Origin of the sequence: Acidiphilium sp. (assembly GCF_049977125.1) — a bacterium.
Classification (GTDB): Bacteria; Pseudomonadota; Alphaproteobacteria; order Acetobacterales; family Acetobacteraceae; genus Acidiphilium.
The window spans coordinates 3,776-24,929 of sequence record NZ_JBMFGY010000005.1 but is presented as its reverse complement, the minus strand read 5'-3'; the positions used below and the strand labels follow the sequence as shown (position 1 = coordinate 24,929).

Sequence of the window (21,154 nt, the reverse complement as noted above, 5' to 3'; positions counted from 1 at the left end):
TAAATGACGCTCATGGGGCCGGATTTGCCGCCGTCTTCGTTGACGGCAGCAAACCGGCCCCTCTAAAGTGCAACCTTCGATTCGGATACAGGACATCGCGGCCGGGGTACCCTCCGACCGCTCCATGTTCTGTGCATTTTTTACAACTGGGAGAGCAACCCGTGAACAAAATGGATCTTGTCGCAGACGTGGCAGAGCAGACCGACCTAACCAAAGCCAAAGCGACCGAGGTTGTTGACGCCGTGTTTTCGGCGATCGAATCGGCGCTGAAGCAGAAGCAGGAAGTCCGTCTGGTCGGCTTCGGCACTTTCGCCACCGCCGAACGTAAAGCCGGTACCGGCCGCAACCCCCGCACCGGCGAGGAAATCAAAATCCCGGCATCAACCTCGGTTCGTTTCAAGCCCGGCAAGACCCTCAAGGACGCCGTGAATTAAGCAGCCGGACGAAACCGGTCCTGCCGGTTCGCCCCATACCGTGATAGGGTGGTTTGTCGAATCGGCAGACTGCCTATTCGGGCGGTTAGCTCAGCGGTAGAGCGTCTCGTTTACACCGAGAGGGTCGGCGGTTCGATCCCGTCACCGCCCATACGTCCGCCGTCGACCCGATCAAAATCGGCACGGCCGCCGGCCGCCCGTCGGGTCAGCGGACCAATCATCCCCTGGTTTCAAGCGGACTGCGCAGCGAAACTCGACTCCGTGCCCCGGCTCGTCGCCCTCGCATCGCGACCGGCGCACCCGGCATCGGGTATCCCGTCCACCCCCCCGCCTGCCGATCAGAAGCCGCCACGCTTGACGCTGCCACATCGCCGCGTTACGAGCACGGCAACGAAGCGGGTGTAGCTCAGTTGGTTAGAGCGCCGGCCTGTCACGCCGGAGGTCGCGGGTTCGAGCCCCGTCACTCGCGCCAGTTTCGAGCCAGTTAAAAACCATCGAATGTTTAGATCTGATGGAATACGATCGGGGGATCAGGTCCGTCACGGCAGGGTCAACGATCGGCCCGTTGGTGCGCGCATTGTTTGGCGCGCGGCAGGACGTTAACAGGTGGTGTTGGTCACGTCTCGTGCGACACCTGCACGACTTGGGGCTTGACACGACTTGGGGCATGAAAGGGCGAACCGCGATGCAGCCGAGCTTGATGAATTATTTCCCGATCCTGGTTTTCCTCGGCATCGCCGGCTTGCTCGGCGTCGCCTTCGTCGCCGGTTCGTTGCTGGTGGCGCGGCAGAAGCCCTATCGCGAAAAACTCAGCGCCTATGAATGCGGTTTCGAACCGTTCGGCGATGCGCGCCGCAAATTCGACGTGCGCTACTATCTGGTCGCGATCCTGTTCATCATTTTCGATGTCGAGGTCGCGTTTCTGTTTCCCTGGGCGGTCAGCCTCGCGCGGATCGGCACCTTGGGATTCTGGTCGATGATGGGGTTCCTGGCAATTCTCGTGGTCGGCTTCATCTATGAATGGCGCAAGGGCGCGCTCGACTGGGAGTAGGCGCATTTGTCTCCACCGCCCGCGGCACGACGCTTTGGCATCTCACCAGGATAAAGGTATTGACCGGACATCGGTCTGATCGGAACATCTGATATGAACGCCATACAGCAACCCGATATCGCCTGGAACCGCGACGCTCTGGCGCCCGGCCCCGAACAGGATGCGGTGATCCGCGGCATCACCGGCGAGATCGCCGGCAAGGGCTTCGTCGTCGCCAATCTCGACAAAATGGTGAATTGGGCGCGCACCGGCAGCCTGTGGCCAATGACCTTCGGCCTCGCCTGCTGCGCCATCGAAATGATTCACGCCTACATGCCGCGCTGGGACCTCGATCGCTTCGGCATCATCCCGCGCAACTCGCCGCGTCAGAGTGATGTCATGATCGTCGCCGGCACACTGACCAATAAAATGGCGCCCGCCCTGCGCAAGGTTTACGACCAGATGCCCGAGCCCCGCTGGGTGATCTCGATGGGCAGCTGCGCCAATGGCGGCGGCTATTACCATTTCTCCTATTCGGTGGTGCGCGGTTGCGACCGGATCGTGCCGGTCGACATCTATGTCCCCGGTTGTCCGCCAACCGCCGAGGCTTTGGTTTACGGCATCATGCAGCTGCAAAAAAAGATCCGCCGCACCGGGACGATTTTCCGTGAGTGAGACCGATCCCGCCGCGCCGGCGGCCCCGGTCGATCGCGTCACCGCCGCCCTGCGCGCCCTGCCGGGCGTCCAATCGGTGTGGCTGGAACGCGATGAGCGAATCGCCACGGTCGCGCGTGACGCATTGCCCGCGATCATGCGCACCCTCCGCGACGATCCCCGCTTCGCCTTCGCGCAGTGCATGGATGTGTGTGGCGTTGACTGGCCGCAGCGCGCCGAGCGGTTCGATGTCGTCTATAATCTGCTCTCGATCGGCCGCAACGACCGTCTGCGCATCATCGTGACCACCGACGAAGCCACGCCGGTGCCGAGCGTCACCCCGATCTGGCCCGGCGCCGCGTGGTGGGAGCGCGAGGTGTTCGACCTGTTCGGCATCAGCTTCGACGGGCTGCTCGACCATCGCCGCATCCTCACCGACAATGGTTTCGAGGGCTATCCGCTGCGCAAGGATTTTCCACTGACCGGCTATGTCGAACTCCGCTACGATGAGGAGCAAAAACGCGTGGTCTATGAAAAAGTCGCTCTCGCCCAGGAATTCCGCAATTTCGATTTCCTCTCGCCCTGGGAAGCCATGACCACGCTGCCCGGCGACGAAAAAGCCACACGGAAACCGGAGGCCGCGTCATGACGGCGGCGAGCGAACGCCAGAACGTGGTGCAGGAATTCACCCAGGGCGAGCGCCACACCATCAATTTCGGGCCGCAGCATCCCTCGATGCACGGCGTGCTGCGCCTGATCATGGAGCTGGACGGCGAAACGGTCACCCGCGCCGATCCCCATATCGGGCTGCTGCATCGCGGCACCGAAAAACTGATCGAATACAAATCCTATCTCCAGGCCGTGCCGTATTTCGACCGTCTCGATTACGTCAGCCCGATGGCGTGCGAACATGCCTTCGCCCTGGCGACCGAGAAGCTGCTCGGCATCACCGTGCCGGATCGCGGTCAATGGATCAGGGTGCTGTTCGCGGAAATCACCCGCATTCTCAACCACACCCAGAACGCGGTTCATCTCGGCCTCGATGTCGGCGCACAGACACCGAGCCTGTGGGGCTATGAAGAGCGCGAAAAACTGTTCATTTTTCATGAGGCCGTCTCCGGCGCGCGGTTCCACGCCAATTATTTCCGCCCCGGCGGCGTCTCGAAAGACATGCCGGAAGGTCTGGCCGAACAGATCTGGGCGTGGAGCGAAGGGTTCCCGAAATTTCTCGATGATCTGGAAGGTCTTCTCACCGGCAACCGCATCTTCAAACAGCGATTGGTCGACATCGGCATCATCTCCGCCGAGGACGCGCTGGCCATGGGATTCTCCGGCCCCAACCTGCGCGCCACCGGCATCGCATGGGATCAGCGCCGCGCCCGGCCGTATGACAAATACGCCGAGGTCGAGTTCGACATTCCGGTCGGAAGGCATGGCGATTGCTACGATCGCTATCTGGTGCGCCTGCACGAAATGCGCGAAAGCGTCAAAATCATCCGCCAGGCGCTCCAGAAAATGCAGCCCGGCCCGATCAAGGTGCAGGACAACAAGATCACCCCGCCCAAACGCGCCGAGATGAAGCGCTCGATGGAGGCGCTGATCCATCATTTCAAACTCTATACCGAAGGCTATCACGTGCCAGCGGGAACCACCTATACCACGGTGGAAGCCCCCAAGGGGGAGTTCGGGGTGTATCTCATCGCCGATGGCACCAATCACCCCTACCGCTGCAAAATCCGTCCGACCGGTTTTGCCCATCTGCAAGCGATCGAACGTCTGGCGAAAAATCATCTCCTCGCCGATGCCATCGCCGTGCTCGGCTCGATCGATGTGGTGTTCGGTGAAGTGGACCGTTAAGCGATGAGCGAAATGATGAACGACACAGCAAACGAAGCCTTCAGCTTCGATGAGTTCAGCGAGGCCCGGATTCCCGGCATCATCGCGAAATATCCCGAAGGCCGTCAGGCCAGCGCCGTGATGCCGTTGCTCGATCTCGCCCAACGCCAGATGGCGCGCACCACCGATCATGCGTGGGTGCCGCGCGCCGCCATGGATGTGATCGCCGATCGTCTCGGCATGCCCCGCATCCGCGTCTATGAGGTCGCGACCTTCTACACCATGTTCCATCTCAAGCCGGTGCAGAAATTCCACCTTCAGGTCTGCACCACCACGCCCTGTTGGCTGCGCGGGTCGGACGGCGTGCGCGACGCCTGCCGCCGTGCCGTCGCTGACCACGGCGAGGTCTTCAGCCTGGAAGAGCTCGAATGTGTCGGCGCCTGCGTCAACGCGCCGGTTCTCGTGGTCAACGACGATTATTACGAAGACCTCGACGAAGCCCGCACCGTGGCGCTGCTCGAGGCGTTCCGCCGCGGCGATCCCCCGCAACCCGGCTCCACGATCGGCCGGCAGAATGCCGCCCCCGAAGGCGGACGCACCACGCTATTCGCCGCTGTCACCCAGCCGGAACCCGGAGCAGAGACCTGATGCTGAGCGATCGGGACCGTATTTTCACCAATCTTTACGGCCTCCACGACTGGCGCCTCCCAGGCGCCCGCGCCCGCGGCGACTGGGATGGCACCGCCGCCATTCTCGCCCGTGGCCGGGATGCGATCGTCGAGGAGATAAAAACCTCCGGACTGCGCGGCCGTGGCGGCGCGGGCTTCCCGACCGGGCTGAAATGGTCGTTCATGCCCAAAACCAGCGATGGCCGGCCGAGCTATCTCGTGGTCAACGCCGATGAAAGCGAGCCTGGCACCTGCAAGGACCGCGACATCATCCGCCACGATCCGCACAAGCTGGTCGAAGGCTGCCTGATCGCGAGTTTCGCGATGGGCGCGCACCGGGCCTTCATCTACATAAGGGGCGAATATTACAACGAATTCCTGCATTTGCAGACCGCGGTCGATGAAGCCCGCGACGCCGGGTTGATCGGGCCGGATGCCTGCGGGTCCGGCTGGGATTTCGACATCACAATCCATCGCGGCGGCGGCGCCTATATCTGCGGCGAGGAATCCGCTTTGCTCGAAAGCCTTGAGGGCAAGAAGGGCATGCCCCGGATGAAGCCGCCGTTCCCGGCCGCCATGGGGGTGTATGGCTGCCCGACCACGGTCAACAACGTCGAGTCGATCGCGGCGGTATCGACCATCCTGCGGCGCGGTGGCGGCTGGTTCGCCGGGCTTGGCCGCCCCAAAAACGCCGGCACCAAGCTCTATTGCATCTCCGGTCACGTCAACAAACCATGCACCGTCGAGGATGAACTCGGCATTCCGATGCGTGAGTTGATCGACCGTCACGCCGGTGGCGTGCGCGGCGGGTGGGACAATCTGCTCGCCGTGATCCCCGGCGGTTCCTCGGTGCCGATGATCCCGAAATCGGTCTGTGACAATGTGCTGATGGATTTCGACAGTTTGCGCGAGGCCGGCAGCAGCCTCGGCACCGCCGCGGTCATCGTGATGGATAAATCGACCGATCTGATCCGCGCCATCGCCCGGATTTCGGCTTTCTACAAACACGAAAGCTGTGGCCAGTGCACCCCCTGCCGCGAAGGCACCGGCTGGGTGATGCGGATGATGAACCGCATGGTCGAAGGCCGCGCCGAAGTCGCCGAGATCGACCTGATGGAACAGGTGACCCGCCAACTCGAGGGCCACACCATCTGCATGCTCGCCGATGCCGCCGCCTGGCCGGTCCAGGGCCTGCTCCGCCATTTCCGCCCGATGGTCGAGCAGCGGATCGCGGACTACAAGGCGCGCACCGCACCGAGGATTGCAGCGGAATGACCCTCAAAGCCCATCCGATGTCACGATCGATTGGAAGCCGGAACTGATGCCCAAAGTCACGATCGACGGAATCGAACTCGACGTCCCCACCGGCTTTTCGGTCCTCCAGGCGGCCGAGGCGGCGGGCAAGGAAATCCCCCGCTTCTGCTACCACGAGCGCCTCTCGATCGCCGGTAATTGCCGGATGTGCCTGGTCGAGATCGAAAAAATGCCCAAACCGGTCGCCTCCTGCGGCCAGCCGGTCGCCGAGGGCATGGTCATTTTCACCGACACCGAAAAAGTGCGCCAGTCACGCCGCAACGTGATGGAATTCCTGCTGATCAACCACCCGCTCGACTGCCCGATCTGCGATCAGGGCGGCGAATGCGATCTGCAGGACGAGGCGGTCGGTTACGGCCGCGACCATACCCGCTATCACGAGGTCAAGCGCGCGGTGACCGACAAGAATTTCGGCCCCCTGGTCAAAACCGTCATGACCCGCTGCATCCAATGCACCCGCTGCGTCCGCTTCCTCGCCGAGGTCGCCGGCGTGCCGGAACTCGGCGGCATTTCGCGGGGCGAGAACCTCGAAATCACCAATTACGTCGAACGCGGCCTGACCTCCGAGCTTTCCGGCAACATCATCGACCTCTGCCCGGTCGGCGCGCTCACCGCCAAGCCCTACGCCTTCATCGCCCGCACCTGGGAACTCCGCAAAACCGATAGTATCGACGTGTTCGACGCGCTCGGCACCAATATCCGTATCGATTCCCGTGGCGGTGAAGTGCTGCGCATCCTGCCCCGCATCAACGACGCCGTGAACGAGGAATGGCTGGCCGATAAATCCCGCTTCGCGCTCGACGGCCTGAAGCGCAAACGGCTCGACCGGCCCTGGATACGCCGCGACGGCAAACTTCATGCCGCGACCTGGGATGAAGCGCTCGCCGCCGTGGTCGCGCGCCTGAACGGGGCCGAACCCGCCCGCATCGGGGCGATTGCCGGCAATCTGTGCGATGCCGAGAGCATGATGGCCTTGAAGGACCTGCTGACCTCAATCGGCGTGCCCAATCTCGATTGCCGTCAGGACGGCGCCGCGCTCGAAACCTCCCGTCGCGAATTCTATCTGTTCAACACAACGATCGAAGGCATCGATGAAGCGGACGCCGTCCTGTTCGTCGGCGTCAATCCGCGCCACGAAGCCCCGGTGCTGAACGCCCGCATCCGCCGCCGCTGGGTCGAAGATACCAAATTCGTCGCCGGCCTGATCGGCGCACCAGCTGACATCACCTACGGCTACACGCATCTCGGCAGTGACGGCGCCGCCTTGCGCGCCCTGCTCGACCCTGAAGCCGCCTTCACCAAACAACTCGCCGCCGCGAAAAAACCGCTCCTGATCGTCGGGCAACAGGCGCTGGCCCGACCCGATGGCGCCGCGGTTTTCGCCGCCTGCTGGCAGATCGCCGAAGCCACCGGCATGCTCACCCCCGACTGGCACGGGTTCAACGTGCTGCACAACGCCGCCGCCCGCGTCGGCGGCCTCGATCTCGGCTTCGTCCCGACGCCGGATGGCAAGGATGTCGCCTCCATGGTCGCCGGCGGCGTCGATGTGCTCTGGCTGCTCGGCGCCGACGAGATCGACATGACGGCGATCCCGCCCGAAACCTTCGTGATCTATCAAGGCCATCACGGCGACCGCGGTGCCGCCCGCGCCGACATCGTCCTGCCCGGCGCCGCCTACACCGAAAAACCCGGCATCTATGTCAACACCGAGGGCCGCGTTCAGCTCGCCCAGCGCGCGGTCTTCCCACCCGGCGCGGCGCGGGAGGATTGGACCATCATCCGCGCCGCCAGCGCCCTGCTCGGCAAGCCGCTGCCCTACGACACGATCGAGACCCTGCGTCACCGCCTCGCCCAGGCCAACCCGATCTTCGCCACGCCCGACACGGTGGGCCGCACCGCTCACGCCGGTCCAAAACCAATGGGCGACGCCACGCAACTGAGCGATGCGCCGTTCACCCCCGCCTTCGAAACCTACTACCAGACCGACCCGATCAGCCGCGCCAGCCCGACCATGGCGAAATGTGTGACCGAAATTCTCGCCCCCCTGCAACAGGCGGCGGAGTGATGTCATGAGCACCGGTTTCTTCGCCTCCGATCTCGGCATCCTGATTCTCACTTTGCTGAAATCCCTCGCCCTGATCGTGCCCCTTCTGCTCGGCGTCGCCTATCTCACCTATGCCGAGCGCAAGGTGCTGGCCGCGATGCAACTGCGCCGCGGCCCCAACGTCACCGGCCCGTTCGGCCTGTGGCAACCCTTCGCCGACGCGATCAAAATGCTGTTCAAGGAAACCATCATCCCTGACGGCTCCAACCGGCTGCTGTTCCTGTTCGCGCCCATCATCACCTTCGGCCTCGCGATCATCGCCTGGGCGGTAATTCCGGTGAACGACCATTGGGCGATCGCCAACATCAACGTCGGCATGCTCTATCTATTCGCGATCTCCTCGCTCGGCGTCTATGGCATCATCATCGCCGGGTGGGCGAGCAACTCGAAATACGCCTTCCTCGGCGCGTTGCGCAGTGCCGCGCAAATGATCAGCTACGAGGTTTCGATCGGGCTGGTGATCGTCTCGGTGCTGCTCTGCGCCGGCAGTCTCGACCTCAACCGGATCGTTCTCGCCCAGCGCACCATCTGGTTCGCGATCCCGCTGTTGCCGATGCTGGTGGTGTTCTTCATCTCCGGCCTCGCGGAGACCAACCGCGCCCCGTTCGACCTGGCCGAGGGCGAGAGTGAAATCGTCGCCGGCTTCTTCGTCGAATACAGCGCCATGAGCTTCGCGCTGTTCTTTCTCGGCGAATACGCCAACATGATCCTGATGAGCGGCATGACCACCATTCTCTTCCTCGGTGGCTGGCTGTCGCCCGTTCCGCTGGCGCCCTTCACCTGGGTCCCCGGCCCGATCTGGTTCATCCTCAAGGTCGCGGCCTGCCTGTTCGTGTTTCTCTGGGTGCGGGCCACGCTGCCGCGATTCCGCTACGATCAATTGATGCAACTCGGCTGGAAAGTCTTCCTGCCGTTCTCGCTCGCCTGGCTCGTGCTCACCGCCAGCGTGCTCGAGATGTTCGGGTGGTTGCCGCATGCTTGAGCAAGGGAAAAGAGAAGACTTCTTTTTTGAAAAAAAGAAGCAAAAAACTTCTATTCGCAGGGTCTCGGGCGTTGTCACGGGTACGCCCCCAATCAACAAAAGTTTTTTTGCTTCTTTTTTTACAAAAAAAGAAGTCCTTCTCCCTTCGCTGTTTCGGAGGCGTCCTCAATGCCCCTGCTAGACCGTACCGCCCGCCGCTTCCTCCTGCTGGAAATCCTCTCCGGCATGGGAATCACCTTGCGCTATTTTTTCAAGCGCAAGGCCACGCTGAACTACCCCTACGAGAAAAACGCGATCAGCCCGCGCTTCAAGGGCGAACACGCGCTGCGCCGCTACCCGAACGGCGAGGAACGCTGCATCGCCTGCAAACTCTGCGAGGCGATCTGCCCGGCCCAGGCGATCACCATCGAGGCCGAACCCCGCGCCGACGGTTCGCGCCGCACCACACGCTACGATATCGACATGTCGAAATGCATCTACTGCGGCCTGTGCGAGGAAGCCTGCCCGGTCGATGCCATCGTCGAAGGCCCGAATTTCGAATTCGCGACCGAAACCCGCGAGGAATTGCTCTATGACAAAGCGAAACTGCTCGACAACGGCGATCGCTGGGAGTCTGAACTGGCCAAGCGCCTCGAACTCGACGCGCCCTACCGGTAGCGCCGCATGATCGCCGCCATCGCCTTCTATGTCTTCGCTGGCATCCTGCTCGCCGCTTCCTGCATGGTGATCACCGCGCGCAATCCGGTGCATTCCGTTCTGTTCCTGATCCTCGCCTTCATCAACGCGGCCGCCCTGTTCGTGCTCGCCGGCGCTGAATTCCTCGCGATGGTTCTCGTCATCGTCTATGTCGGCGCGGTCGCGGTGCTATTCCTGTTCGTGGTCATGATGCTCGATGTCGATTTCGCCGCCCTGCGCGAGGGGTTTCAGCGTTACGCGCCGCTCGGCCTGACCATCGGCTTCATCCTGATGATCGAAATCGGGCTGATGGCGGTCAACTGGACCATCGCCCCCGCCGCCCATCTCGCGACCATGGTGCCCATCCCGGCCGGGCTGCCCAACACCAACGCGCTGGGCGATCTGATCTACACGCGCTACATGTTCCCCTTCGAACTGGTCGCGCTGCTCCTCCTGGTTGCCATGATCGGCGCCATCGTGCTCACCCACACCGACCGTCGCGGCGCCCGCCGTCAGAACATCCGCGCCCAGCACGATCGCGAGGTCGGCGACACATTGACGATGGTGACGATGAAACTGGGCGAGGGCGCGCGCCGCATCACCCCGGCGACGGCCGCACCCGCCATCGACCCCGCCGTTGACCCCGCCGTTGACAAGGAGATCGCGCAATGACCATCGGGTTGGCTCATTACCTCGTGGTCGCCGGTCTGTTGCTGGTGATCGGCGTGTTCGGCATTTTCCTCAACCGCAAAAACATCATCGTCATCATGATGTCGATCGAGCTGATCCTGCTGGCCGCGAACATCAATTTCGTCGCCTTCTCGGCGGCCCTGCACGACATGATGGGCCAGGTGTTCACCATGTTCGTCCTCTCGGTCGCCGCGGCGGAATCAGCGATCGGTCTGGCCATCGTCGTGGTGTATTTCCGCAACCGCGGCTCGATCGAAGTCGAAGACGTCACGTTGATGAAGGGCTGACATGTTCATCGCCATCGCCGTTCTGGCACCGCTCGCCGGTGCCTTGCTCGCCGCCCTGTTCCGTCCCTTCGCCAGCCGCGCCCTCGCGGTCGGGCTCAGCGTCGCTGGCCTGATCATCGCCGCCGCGGCCGCCATCGCCACCGATTATCGCCATCTCGTCCTGAACCTGCCCGATCACCGCGTGATGTTCGGCGCCTGGATTGCCGTCGCGCAATTCACCCCCCATTGGTCGCTGCGTCAGGACACGCTGTCTTTGGTCATGGTCGGCATGGTCACGGTGGTCTCCGCGATCATCCACATCTACAGCATCGGCTACATGGCGCACGACCGTACCGAGCCGCGCTTCTTCGTCTATATCTCCCTGTTCACCTTCGCCATGCTGATGCTGGTCACCGCCAACAACCTGATCCAGCTGTTCTTCGGCTGGGAGGGGGTCGGCCTGATGTCCTATCTGCTGATCGGCTACTGGTACGACCGCGCGAGCGCCAACGAAGCCGCGATCAAGGCGTTCATCGTCAACCGGATCGGCGATCTGTTCTTCGCGATCGGCATCGCCCTGACCTGGCTGACCTTCCACAGCGTCAGTTTCGACGTGATTTTCGCTGGCGTTCCCGCCGCGATCCCGCTGACCTACCCGTTGTTCGGCAGCGCGTTGCCGGTGCTCGAAGTGATCTCGATCCTTCTGTTCATCGGCGCCATGGGCAAATCGGCGCAATTATTCCTGCACACCTGGCTGCCGGACGCGATGGAAGGCCCCACCCCGATCTCCGCCCTGATCCACGCCGCCACCATGGTCACCGCCGGGGTCTTCCTGATGGTGCGGATGACCCCGCTGATCGATCATGCCCCGGTCGCGCTCGACCTCATCACCCTCATCGGCGCCGCCACCGCGTTCTTCACCGCCACGATCGGCTGTGTGCAAAACGACATCAAGCGCATCATCGCCTATTCCACCTGCTCGCAGCTCGGCTACATGTTCATCGCGGTCGGCGTCGGTGCTGCGCCCGCGGCGATGTTCCATCTGGTCAACCACGCCTTCTTCAAGGCCCTCCTGTTCCTCGGCGCCGGCTCAGTGATCCACGCTTTGGCCGATGAGCAGGACATCCGCAAAATGGGCGGCCTGTGGCGCAAACTGCCGATCACCTACGGCACAATGTGGTTCGGTGCCCTGGCCCTCGCCGCGATCCCGCCGTTCTCGGGTTATTTCTCCAAGGACGCGATCCTCGCCGCCGCCTTCGCCAACCACTCGCCCACCGCTCTGTTCGGCTGGTTCGCCGGCTCGCTCGGCGCCGGGCTGACCGCCTTCTACATCGTGCGGCTGATGCTTCTGGTGTTTCACGGCAAGCCGCGCGGCCCGGCCGAAACCATCGCCCACGCCCACGAAAGCCCCGTCGTCATGCTCGGCCCTCTGCTCATCCTCGCGATCGGCGCCCTGACCAGCGGCTTCCTGCTGGCGCCGATTTTCATCGGCACGCATTTCGCCGCGTTCTGGGGTGCCAGCGTCGCTCTGCCGCACCACGGCGCCGCCCTTCTCCTGCGCGACACCATCCCGGCATGGGGGGCGGAGCTGCCGCTGCTGCTGGCGATCGGCGGCATCGGCATCGCCTACTGGTTCTACGAAATCGCCCCGGCGATGCCGGAAAAACTCGCGAAATCACTGCCCGGACTCTACGCCTTCGTGCTGAACAAATGGTATTTCGACGAAGCCTACGACATCATCTTCGTCCGCCCCGCCTTGCGTCTCGCCCGGCTGATCTGGCGCGTCGGCGATGATGAGGTGATCGATGGCGTTCCCACCGGCCTCGCCCGCCTCACCAGCGAGGCGTCGGGCCAGGCCGCCCGCCTGCAAAGCGGATCGATCGCGGTCTATGGCTTCGTCATGCTGATCGGCCTGATGGTGCTGGTCACCATCTTCCTGCTGGCGCGGTGAGCACCATGATGTTTCCCCTCCTCTCGCTGATGATCTGGTTGCCGCTGATCGGTGCCGCGCTTATCTTCGTCCCGCAGGGCAGCCTCGCTGCCAGCGCGCGCAACGCCCGCTGGATCGCGCTCTGGACCAGCCTGCTCGTCCTGGTGCTCGCCGCGATCATGCTGTCCGATTTCAACCCGCAGGCCCATGGTTTCCAATTCACCGAAACCGCCCCGTGGATTCCGCAATTCCATATCGCCTACCGTCTCGGCATCGACGGCATCAGCCTGTTCTTCGTCGCCCTCAGCGCGCTGCTGACCCCGATCGCCATCCTCGCGAGCTGGCGCGAGAGCCGCCGCGTGCGCGAGTACATGGCCGCCTTCCTGCTGCTGGAAACCATGACGATCGGCATGTTCTGCTCGCTCGATTTCCTGATGTTTTACATCTTCTTCGAGGGCGTGCTGATCCCGATGTATCTGATCATCGGAATCTGGGGCGGCGAGCGGCGCATCCACGCCGCGCTCAAATTCTTCCTGTTCACTCTGGCCGGCTCGTTGCCGATGCTGCTCGCCCTGGTGTGGATGTGGCACAACGCCGGCACCACCGACATGATCACCCTGATGCACACGCCGATCCCGCCGCATATTCAGGATTGGCTGTTCCTCGCCTTCCTCGCCTCGTTCGGCGTCAAGGCCGCGGTCTGGCCGCTGCACACCTGGCTGCCCGATGCTTATGGCGAAGCGCCGCTGCCCGGCACCATCATGCTCGCCGCCGTGCTCTCGAAAATGGGCGCCTTCGGCTTCCTGCGCTTCTCCCTGCCGATGCTGCCGCAAGCCTCGCAGTATTTCGCACCGCTGATGTTCGCCCTCGGCATCATGGGCGTCATCTACATCTCCTTCGCCGCCCTCGCGCAAACCGACATGAAGCGCATGATCGCCTATTCCTCGGTCGCCCACATGGGGCTCATCATCGTCGGCATCTTCACCTTCACGGTCATCGGCATCGAAGGTGCGTTGTTCCAGATGGTCTCGCACGGCCTGGTCATCGCCGGCCTGTTCCTCTGCGTCGGCATCCTGCTCGCGCGCGGCCATTCGCTCCGGCTCGACCAGCTGGGCGGGCTTGCCACCCGCATGCCGATTTATGCGGCCTTCCTGATGTTTTTCGTCCTCGCCAATATCGGCCTGCCCGGCACCTCCGGCTTCGTCGGCGAAATCCTGGTCATGATCGGCGCCATCCAGGTCAATTTCTGGGTCGCCCTCCTGGTCAGCACCGGCATGATCCTGAGCGTGATCTACATGCTGGTCATGGTCCGCCGCGTCCTGTTCGACCATGCGCGCAGCATCGCGAACGCCGTCATCAGCGACCTCACCGGCAAGGAATGGCTCATGCTCGCCCCGCTCGCCGTCCTTGTCCTCGGGCTTGGCTTCGTGCCCGGCGGTCTGACCGAGGCGTTCCACACCGCGGTGACCGATCTGGTGCGCGCCCATGTCGCCGCCCTTCAGCTGCCGGCAACGCTTGCGATGGCCAAACCATGAGTGCCGCGATGATCATGTTCAACACCATGCTCCCCCTCCTGTTCCTCGCCATCGCCGGCATGATCATGTTGATGTCCGGCGTGTTCACCGCGCGCGATCATAGTTTCGCGATCACCGGCAGCGCCATCGTGATCCTGGCGATCACCGCCCGCCTGATCTTCGCCGCACCCGATGGCGAGGTCTTCCACGGCCTCTACCTCACCAGCGATTTCACCCGCTTCGCCGACATGCTGGTGCTGCTCGGCGCCGCCGGCGCGCTGTCGCTCTCGGTCGCGTTCAACGAGCGCACCGGCATCACCCGTTTCGAATATCCGGTGCTGATCATCTTCGCCGTGGTCGGCATGATCGTGCTGATCTCGGCCGGCGACCTGCTGACGCTGTATCTCGGCTTCGAGATCATGTCGCTCGCCCTCTACGTGCTCGCCGCCTTCGCGCGCAACAATCTGCGCTCCTCCGAAGCCGGGCTGAAATACTTCGTCCTCGGCGCGCTGTCCTCCGGCATCCTTCTCTACGGAATTTCGCTGGTCTATGGCTTTTCCGGCACCACCAATTTCGAGGGCATCGCCCGCGCCCTCACCGGCAGCGCCGCCGCGTCGCTGGGGTCGACCGTCGGCATCGTCTTCGTCCTGGTCGGCCTCGCCTTCAAAATCTCCGCCGCCCCGTTCCATATGTGGACGCCGGATGTCTATGAAGGCGCGCCCAGTTCGGTCACCGTCTTTTTCGCCACCGCGCCGAAACTCGCGGTGTTCGCGCTGCTGTTGCGCGTGATGCTCGGCCCGTTCGGGCCATTGTTCATGCAATGGCAGGATCTGGTCGAAATCCTCGCCGCCACCTCGATGATCGTCGGCGCGCTCGGCGCGATCGGGCAGACCAACATCAAGCGCCTGATGGGGTATTCCTCGATCGGGCACATGGGCTACGCCCTGATGGGTCTCGCCGCCGGCACGCTCATGGGCATCCGCGCGACCCTGATCTACCTCGCGATCTACCTCGTGATGTCGCTCGGCACCTTCGGCTGCATCATCGCGATGTCGCGCAAGGGCCGCCCGGTCGAACGCATCGCCGATCTCGCCGGCATGGCGAGCGAGGACGGGCGCTACGCTCTGGTGCTCGCGATCATGATGTGGTCGATGGCGGGCATCCCGCCGCTGGCGGGCTTCTTCGGCAAATTCTACGTCTTCGCCGCCGCGATCGACGCGCGTCTCGACATTCTGGCGGTCATCGGCATCATCACCAGCACGATCGCCGCGTTTTATTATCTCCGCGTGATCAAAGTGATGTATTTCGACACGGGCTCCCCCGGTTTCGACCGGCGCAGCGCCGGCATCAACCTCGTGATCGGTGTGAGCGCGATCGCGATCGCCTTGTTCGTCTTCTACCCCGCGCCGTTGTCCACCGTCTCCTCGCTCGCGGCCCACGCGCTGTTTCCGAGCCAGGGCTTTTGACGGCCGAGCCGGGGTGGCGGTTCGCCTGTCATGAGACCCTCGCCTCCACCTCCGATCTTTGCGCCGAGCGCGCCCGCAACGGTGAGCCCGACCGCCTGTTCGTCACCGCGACACGCCAGACCGCCGGGCGCGGCCGCGCCGGTCGGGTCTGGTCCTCGCCGTCGGGTAATTTCTACGCCTCCGCCCTGCTGCGCCCCGCCATCCCGGCCGCCGAGGGAGGAATGTTCGCCCTGATCGCCGGATTGTCGCTGCTCGAGTCGCTCGATCCCATGCTGCCCCACCCGTCGCCGCTCAGCCTCAAATGGCCGAACGACCTCATGGCCAACGGCGCCAAACTCGCCGGCATCCTGCTCGATGCCACGGTCGAGCAGGGCATGATCGCCACGCTGATCATCGGCTTCGGCGTCAACCTCGCCCATGCCCCCGAAATCGAGGGCCGCGCCACCACCAGCCTCGCCGCGCTCGGTGGCCGCGCCACCCCGGCCGACCTCCTCCCGACACTCTGCGCCCGGCTCGACCACTGGCAAGCCAGCCTCGCCGCCGATCACGGCGCCACCCTCCGCGCGGCGTGGCAATCGCGCGCCCACCCCCAAGGTGCCGCCCTCACCATCGACGGCGGACGCCGTACCGGAACCTTCGCCGGGATTGACGCCGCGGGCAGTTTATTGCTCCGACAGGGCGACACCATCACCACCATCCGCAGCGGCGACGTCGCCCTGCTATGAGCAGCGCCAGGGACCGAACCACATGAGACTGGTCATCGATGCCGGTAACACCAACATCGTCTTCGCGGTGCATGACGGCATCGCCTGGCGCGGCACCTGGCGCATCGCGACCGATGCGCAGCGCACGTCCGATGAATACGGCGTCTGGCTCGGCTTTCTGCTCGAACGCAACGGCATCGCGGTCGCGGCGATCACCCGCGCCGTCATCGGCACCGTGGTTCCCGCCGCCCTCTACCACCTCCGCCGCCTCTGCCGTGACTGGTTCGGCATCGAACCCCTGATCGCCAGCGCCACGCTCGACTGGGGCTTCGCCATCGCGGTCGACAATCCCGCCGAGGTTGGCGCCGACCGTCTGCTCAACGCGCTCGCCGCCCATCAGACCTATGGCGGCCCCTTGATCGTGGTCGATTTCGGCACCGCCACCACCTTCGACGTCGTCGATCAAACCGGCGCCTATATCGGCGGCGCGATCGCACCCGGCATCAACCTCTCGGTCGAGGCGCTGCACCAGGCCGCCGCCCGCCTGCCGCGCATCGGCATCGGCCGCCCGCAGCGGGTGATCGGCACCTCCACCATTCCCGCCATGCGCTCAGGCATCTACTGGGGCTATGTCGGCCTGGTCGAAGGCCTGATCACCCGGATCGAAGCCGAATTCGGCGCGCCGATGAAAACCATCGCCACCGGCGGCCTCGCCCCCCTGATCGCCGAGGGCAGCCCCCGGATCGAGCGCACCGACCCCGATCTCACCCTTGAAGGGTTGCGCCTGCTGGCGCTGCGCAACCCATCCCCGCCATTGCGCAACCGCGAGCCGGAAAACGACTGACGATCATGAAAGACCATCACGAATGACCAAAAAACCCACAAAATCCAACGCCGGCTTCACCTTCACCCCGCTCGGCGGCACCGGCGAAATCGGCATGAACCTCAATGTCTACGGCATCGATGACGAGCTGCTGGTGGTCGATTGCGGCATGGGCTTCGCCGGGCCGGAAGCCCCCGAAGCCGAATTGCTGGTCCCCGACCCCGCCTATCTCAGGGCCAACCGCGACCGCATCACCGGCCTCGTGATCACCCACGCCCATGAAGACCACATCGGCGGCATCGCCCGCATCTGGGATGCGCTGCGCTGCCCGATCTACGCCACCCCCTTCACCGCCGCCCTCATCCGCTACCGTCTCAGCGAAGCCGGCCTGCTGCGCAGCGTGAAAATCCACGAAACCGCCCCCGGTTCCGCGTTCAAAATCGGCGGGTTCGACCTGCAATACATCCGCATGGCCCACTCCACCCCGGAAGCGCAGGCGCTCGCCATCACCACCAGGGTCGGCACCATCCTGCACACCGGCGACTGGAAACTCGACCCCGAACCCCTGGTCGGCCCGCCGACCGACGAAGCCGCCCTCAAGGCGCTGGGCGATCGGGGCGTGCTCGCGATGGTCTCCGATTCCACCAACGCCCAGGTCGAAGGCCATTCCGGCTCGGAGGCCACGGTGCGCAAAAGCATGACCGCGCTGATCGCCGGGCTGAAGGGCAGGGTGGTCGTCACCTGTTTCTCGAGCAACATCGCAAGGATCGACACGGTGGTAAAAGCCGCCCTCGCCGCGGATCGCCACGTCGCTTTGGTCGGCCGCAGCCTCGCCAAATATGTCGAAGCCGCGCAGGAGACCGGCTACCTCCAGGACCTGCCCGATTTCGTCCCCGAGGACGAAGCCGGCCGCATCCCCGACGACAATCTCCTGATCCTCGCCACCGGCAGCCAGGGCGAAAAACGCTCCGCCCTCGCCCGCATCGCCGCCGACACCCACCGCAATATCGCCCTCGGCGAAGGCGACACCGTCATCTTCTCCTCGCGCATGATCCCCGGCAACGAGCGCGCGATCGGCAACGTCCAGGACGATCTGGTCCGCGCCGGCGTCAACGTCATGACCGCGGATGACCACATGGTTCACGTCTCCGGCCACCCCGCGCGTGACGAGCTGCGCCATCTCTACCGCCTGGTCCGCCCGAAATACATCATCCCGACCCATGGCGAATGGCGTCACATGGCCGCCCAGGCCGATCTCGCCGAAGCCGAGGGCATCAGCACCCTCCTGCTCGAAGATGGCGACGTCGCCCGCCTCGGCCCCGGCGAACCCGAGGTGATCGATTCTGTCCCGGTCGGACGCCTCGCGGTCGATGGCGATCGCCTCGTCCCGATGCAGGGCGGCGTCATGGCCGCGCGCCGGCGCATGATGTTCAACGGCGTCGTGATCGGCAGCATCGCGATCGACCAATCCGGCCGGGTCAAGGGCGGCGCGCAGATCACCGCGCCGGGTCTGTTCGACACCGAGGATTCCGCCCTCGCCGCCCTCGAAGCCGATTTCGTCACGAGTTTCGAGGAACTTCCCGCCAGCCTGCGCACCGATCGCGGCGCCGTGAAGGAAGCCGCGCAATCCGCCCTCCGCCGCGTCCTCGGCCGCCGATTCGGCAAGCGTCCCATGGTTGATGTCCACGTCATCCAGATCGGTTGATTATCTCATAGGCAAAAACACCAAGTCACAGCATAAAATGCACACAAAATGAGCAACAACCGCCTCAAAGTGCATTTTTTATGAATAATCCCCGCCGATTTTCCTTTACGCCCGCGATGGTGCGATGCATCATGCGTCATAGAGTGAAGGTTGGTTCTTTACTCTGCCGTGTGACTGGCGTTTCCTCCCTGAACTTGGCCCGCTGGCCCTTTGGTCGGCGGGCTTTTTTCTGGCAATAAGCCCAAGTGATGAACAAAACACGCGAATTGACGGATCTGACCGCCTGCCGCGCCCTTTTCGCGCTCTGGGTCTTCGCCTATCACGTCAACCTCCACGCCCAGTTCAGCCATTGGTTCGGCCCGCTCGGCATCGTGATCGACCATGGCTATCTCGGAGTCGATGGCTTCTTCGTCCTCTCCGGCTACATCCTCGCCCGGGTCGATGCCAAAATCCCGCTGACCCGGCCCGGCCTGCTCCATTTCTGGGGCAAGCGCCTGGCCCGCCTCTATCCGGTCCATCTCGCCGTCATTCTCCTCCTCGTCGTCATCTTCCTCGGCGGCATCGCGATCGGCCTCACCCCCCGCCAGCCCGACCGTTTCGGCACCATGGCCCTGATCGACAATCTGCTGCTGATCCAAAGCTGGGGCACGCTGAACCACTGGACCTGGAACTACCCCTCCTGGTCGATCAGCACGGAATGGGCCGGCTATCTTCTGTTCCCCTTCATCGCCGCCAGTTTCTCCCGGTTCTTCAACCTCGCGATCGTCGCCGCGATGCCGCTGTGCTTCTTCATCCTCTGCGTCGTCTCGTTCGAATTCCACGGCTTGAATCTCACCTTCGCCGCCTCGCTGCTGCGCTTCTTTCCCGAATTCATCGCCGGCATGGCCACCGCCATCGTCGTCCCGATGTTCGCCGATGAATGGCCCGGCGCCCGAATCGGCCTCATCGGCGCCCTCGCCGCCGCCGCCGCCGCCTGGGGCGGGCACGACGCTCTGACGGTGTTCGGCATCTGGCTGATGATCTACGGTCTCGCCATGCAGGGCGATGCCGAAAAACCCGCCTATCTCGGCCGCATCAAACCGTTGCGCTTCATCGGCATCATCTCCTACCCGCTCTACATGAGCTTCGCCCCCGCCGAGCTCGTCACCTCGCAACTCTTCCGCCGCCTGCACCACCCTCCCGCCAGCGTCCCGCTCGCCTATGCCGGCATGCTGATGGGCCTGACATTCGGCCTCGGTCTCCTCCTCCACGTCCTGATCGAAAAACCCGCCCGCGTCGCCCTGAACCGCCGGCTCGACCCCGAACGCGCCCAGGCTCTGGCCGAGGGCACCGTGCCGCTGTAGGAGAACGGGCACCAACCCCTCGCTCAGGACATCGCATGCGCCTCTCCCGCTCGCTCATCCCCACCCTCAAGGAAACCCCCGCCGAGGCGCAGATCGTCTCGCACCGGCTGATGCTGCGCGCCGGCATGATCCGCCAGCAATCCGCCGGCATCTATGCCTGGCTGCCCACCGGCCTGCGCGTGCTCCACAACATCGCCAACATCGTCCGCGCCGAGCAGGCGAGGGCAGGGGCCCAGGAAATCCTGATGCCCACCATCCAATCCGCCGATCTCTGGCGCGAAAGCGGCCGCTACGACGCCTATGGCCCCGAAATGCTCCGCATCCGCGACCGCCACGATCGCGAAATGCTCTACGGCCCGACCAACGAGGAAATGCTCACCGCCATCATGCGCGACAGTGTGCAATCCTACCGCGACCTGCCGCAGATGCTCTATCAAATCCAGTGGAAATTCCGCGACGAGGTCCGCCCCCGCTTCGGCGTCCTGCGCGGCCGCGAATTCTACATGAAGGACGGCTACAGTTTCGACCTCGACTATGCCGCCGCCGTCGCCTCCTACCGCCGCATGATGCTCTCCTACATGCGGATCTTCCGCACCATGGGCGTGCGCGCCATCCCGATGCGCGCCGACACCGGCCCGATCGGCGGCGATCTCTCCCACGAGTTCCACATCCTCGCCCCCACCGGCGAAAGCGGCGTGTTCTACGACAAAGCCTTCGAATCGATCGACCTCGGCAACGACACCTATAATTACGAAACCAATGCCGATCTCGACGCGTTCTTCGACCAAATGACCACGCTCTACGCCGCGACCGACGAAAAACACGACACCGCGGCCTGGGCAACCATCCCCGAGGCCGACCGCCGCGAAGGGCGCGGTATCGAGGTTGGCCAGATCTTCTATTTCGGCACCAAATACAGCGAAAAAATGGGCTTCTCCGTCGTCGGCCCCGATGGTGCCAGAATCCACCCCGAAATGGGCAGCTACGGCATCGGCGTCTCCCGCCTCACCGGCGCG

At 63.9% G+C, this 21,154-nt stretch carries 20 protein-coding genes and 2 tRNA genes; all 22 read left to right on the top strand.

Going from position 1 to position 21,154, the window contains the following annotated elements:
• The first annotated feature begins 131 nt into the window (after positions 1–131).
• Positions 132–434 carry an HU family DNA-binding protein gene (locus tag ACP5E6_RS01810; protein ID WP_427950861.1) on the top strand — a complete coding sequence of 101 codons (303 nt, stop codon included), beginning with the start codon at positions 132–134 and terminating at the stop codon, positions 432–434.
• 79 nt (positions 435–513) lie between these two features.
• Positions 514–585: transfer RNA gene (locus tag ACP5E6_RS01805), tRNA-Val, on the top strand.
• 244 nt (positions 586–829) lie between these two features.
• Positions 830–906 (top strand) — tRNA-Asp (locus ACP5E6_RS01800).
• A gap of 213 nt (positions 907–1,119) precedes the next feature.
• Positions 1,120–1,485 carry an NADH-quinone oxidoreductase subunit A gene (locus ACP5E6_RS01795; RefSeq protein ID WP_427950953.1) on the top strand — a complete coding sequence of 122 codons (366 nt, stop codon included), beginning with the start codon at positions 1,120–1,122 and terminating at the stop codon, positions 1,483–1,485.
• A gap of 93 nt (positions 1,486–1,578) precedes the next feature.
• Complete coding sequence (locus ACP5E6_RS01790) at positions 1,579–2,139, top strand: NuoB/complex I 20 kDa subunit family protein (protein ID WP_427950858.1); 561 nt, start codon at positions 1,579–1,581, stop codon at positions 2,137–2,139.
• Positions 2,132–2,767: an NADH-quinone oxidoreductase subunit C gene (locus ACP5E6_RS01785; protein WP_427950855.1), complete on the top strand. Its 636-nt coding sequence runs from the start codon at positions 2,132–2,134 to the stop codon at positions 2,765–2,767. Before ACP5E6_RS01790 ends, ACP5E6_RS01785 begins: the two co-directional genes overlap by 8 nt.
• Positions 2,764–3,975 carry an NADH-quinone oxidoreductase subunit D gene (locus ACP5E6_RS01780; RefSeq protein WP_427950853.1) on the top strand — a complete coding sequence of 404 codons (1,212 nt, stop codon included), beginning with the start codon at positions 2,764–2,766 and terminating at the stop codon, positions 3,973–3,975. The genes ACP5E6_RS01785 and ACP5E6_RS01780 overlap by 4 nt, the downstream gene beginning before the upstream one ends.
• 15 nt (positions 3,976–3,990) lie before the next feature.
• Entirely contained in the window at positions 3,991–4,602 is a 612-nt protein-coding gene (locus tag ACP5E6_RS01775) for a complex I 24 kDa subunit family protein (RefSeq protein ID WP_427950851.1), read from the top strand.
• Entirely contained in the window at positions 4,602–5,897 is a 1,296-nt protein-coding gene (nuoF, locus tag ACP5E6_RS01770) for an NADH-quinone oxidoreductase subunit NuoF (protein WP_427950848.1), read from the top strand. The genes ACP5E6_RS01775 and nuoF overlap by 1 nt, the downstream gene beginning before the upstream one ends.
• Before the next feature lie 46 nt (positions 5,898–5,943).
• A complete protein-coding gene (nuoG, locus tag ACP5E6_RS01765; RefSeq protein ID WP_427950846.1) occupies positions 5,944–8,001 on the top strand; it encodes an NADH-quinone oxidoreductase subunit NuoG in 2,058 nt (685 codons plus the stop codon).
• A gap of 4 nt (positions 8,002–8,005) precedes the next feature.
• Entirely contained in the window at positions 8,006–9,022 is a 1,017-nt protein-coding gene (nuoH, locus tag ACP5E6_RS01760; protein WP_427950843.1) for an NADH-quinone oxidoreductase subunit NuoH, read from the top strand.
• Between the two features lie 168 nt (positions 9,023–9,190).
• Positions 9,191–9,679, top strand: a complete 489-nt coding sequence (gene nuoI, locus ACP5E6_RS01755; RefSeq protein WP_427950841.1) for an NADH-quinone oxidoreductase subunit NuoI — start codon at positions 9,191–9,193, stop codon at positions 9,677–9,679.
• Positions 9,680–9,685: 6 nt separating this feature from the next.
• Entirely contained in the window at positions 9,686–10,369 is a 684-nt protein-coding gene (locus ACP5E6_RS01750) for an NADH-quinone oxidoreductase subunit J (protein ID WP_427950838.1), read from the top strand.
• Positions 10,366–10,674, top strand: coding sequence for an NADH-quinone oxidoreductase subunit NuoK (gene nuoK / locus ACP5E6_RS01745; RefSeq protein WP_427950836.1), 309 nt, complete (start codon positions 10,366–10,368; stop codon positions 10,672–10,674). The genes ACP5E6_RS01750 and nuoK overlap by 4 nt, the downstream gene beginning before the upstream one ends.
• Before the next feature lies 1 nt (position 10,675).
• The gene (gene nuoL, locus ACP5E6_RS01740; protein WP_427950834.1) at positions 10,676–12,604 is read left to right on the top strand and encodes an NADH-quinone oxidoreductase subunit L; all 1,929 of its coding nucleotides are present in this window, start codon (positions 10,676–10,678) and stop codon (positions 12,602–12,604) included.
• A gap of 5 nt (positions 12,605–12,609) precedes the next feature.
• Entirely contained in the window at positions 12,610–14,118 is a 1,509-nt protein-coding gene (locus ACP5E6_RS01735) for an NADH-quinone oxidoreductase subunit M (protein WP_427950832.1), read from the top strand.
• Positions 14,115–15,563, top strand: a complete 1,449-nt coding sequence (gene nuoN, locus ACP5E6_RS01730) for an NADH-quinone oxidoreductase subunit NuoN (protein ID WP_427950829.1) — start codon at positions 14,115–14,117, stop codon at positions 15,561–15,563. Before ACP5E6_RS01735 ends, nuoN begins: the two co-directional genes overlap by 4 nt.
• Positions 15,560–16,288 (top strand): biotin--[acetyl-CoA-carboxylase] ligase, encoded by a 729-nt coding sequence (locus tag ACP5E6_RS01725; RefSeq protein WP_427950826.1) that lies wholly within the window; start codon positions 15,560–15,562, stop codon positions 16,286–16,288. Before nuoN ends, ACP5E6_RS01725 begins: the two co-directional genes overlap by 4 nt.
• A gap of 22 nt (positions 16,289–16,310) precedes the next feature.
• Complete coding sequence (locus ACP5E6_RS01720; RefSeq protein ID WP_427950823.1) at positions 16,311–17,111, top strand: type III pantothenate kinase; 801 nt, start codon at positions 16,311–16,313, stop codon at positions 17,109–17,111.
• 22 nt (positions 17,112–17,133) lie between these two features.
• Positions 17,134–18,795: a ribonuclease J gene (locus ACP5E6_RS01715; protein WP_427950820.1), complete on the top strand. Its 1,662-nt coding sequence runs from the start codon at positions 17,134–17,136 to the stop codon at positions 18,793–18,795.
• A 248-nt stretch (positions 18,796–19,043) separates the two neighbouring features.
• The gene (locus ACP5E6_RS01710; protein WP_427950817.1) at positions 19,044–20,138 is read left to right on the top strand and encodes an acyltransferase family protein; all 1,095 of its coding nucleotides are present in this window, start codon (positions 19,044–19,046) and stop codon (positions 20,136–20,138) included.
• Positions 20,139–20,173: 35 nt separating this feature from the next.
• Positions 20,174–21,154: proline--tRNA ligase (gene proS, locus ACP5E6_RS01705; RefSeq protein WP_427950815.1), on the top strand; the 981-nt coding region annotated here is incomplete at its 3' end.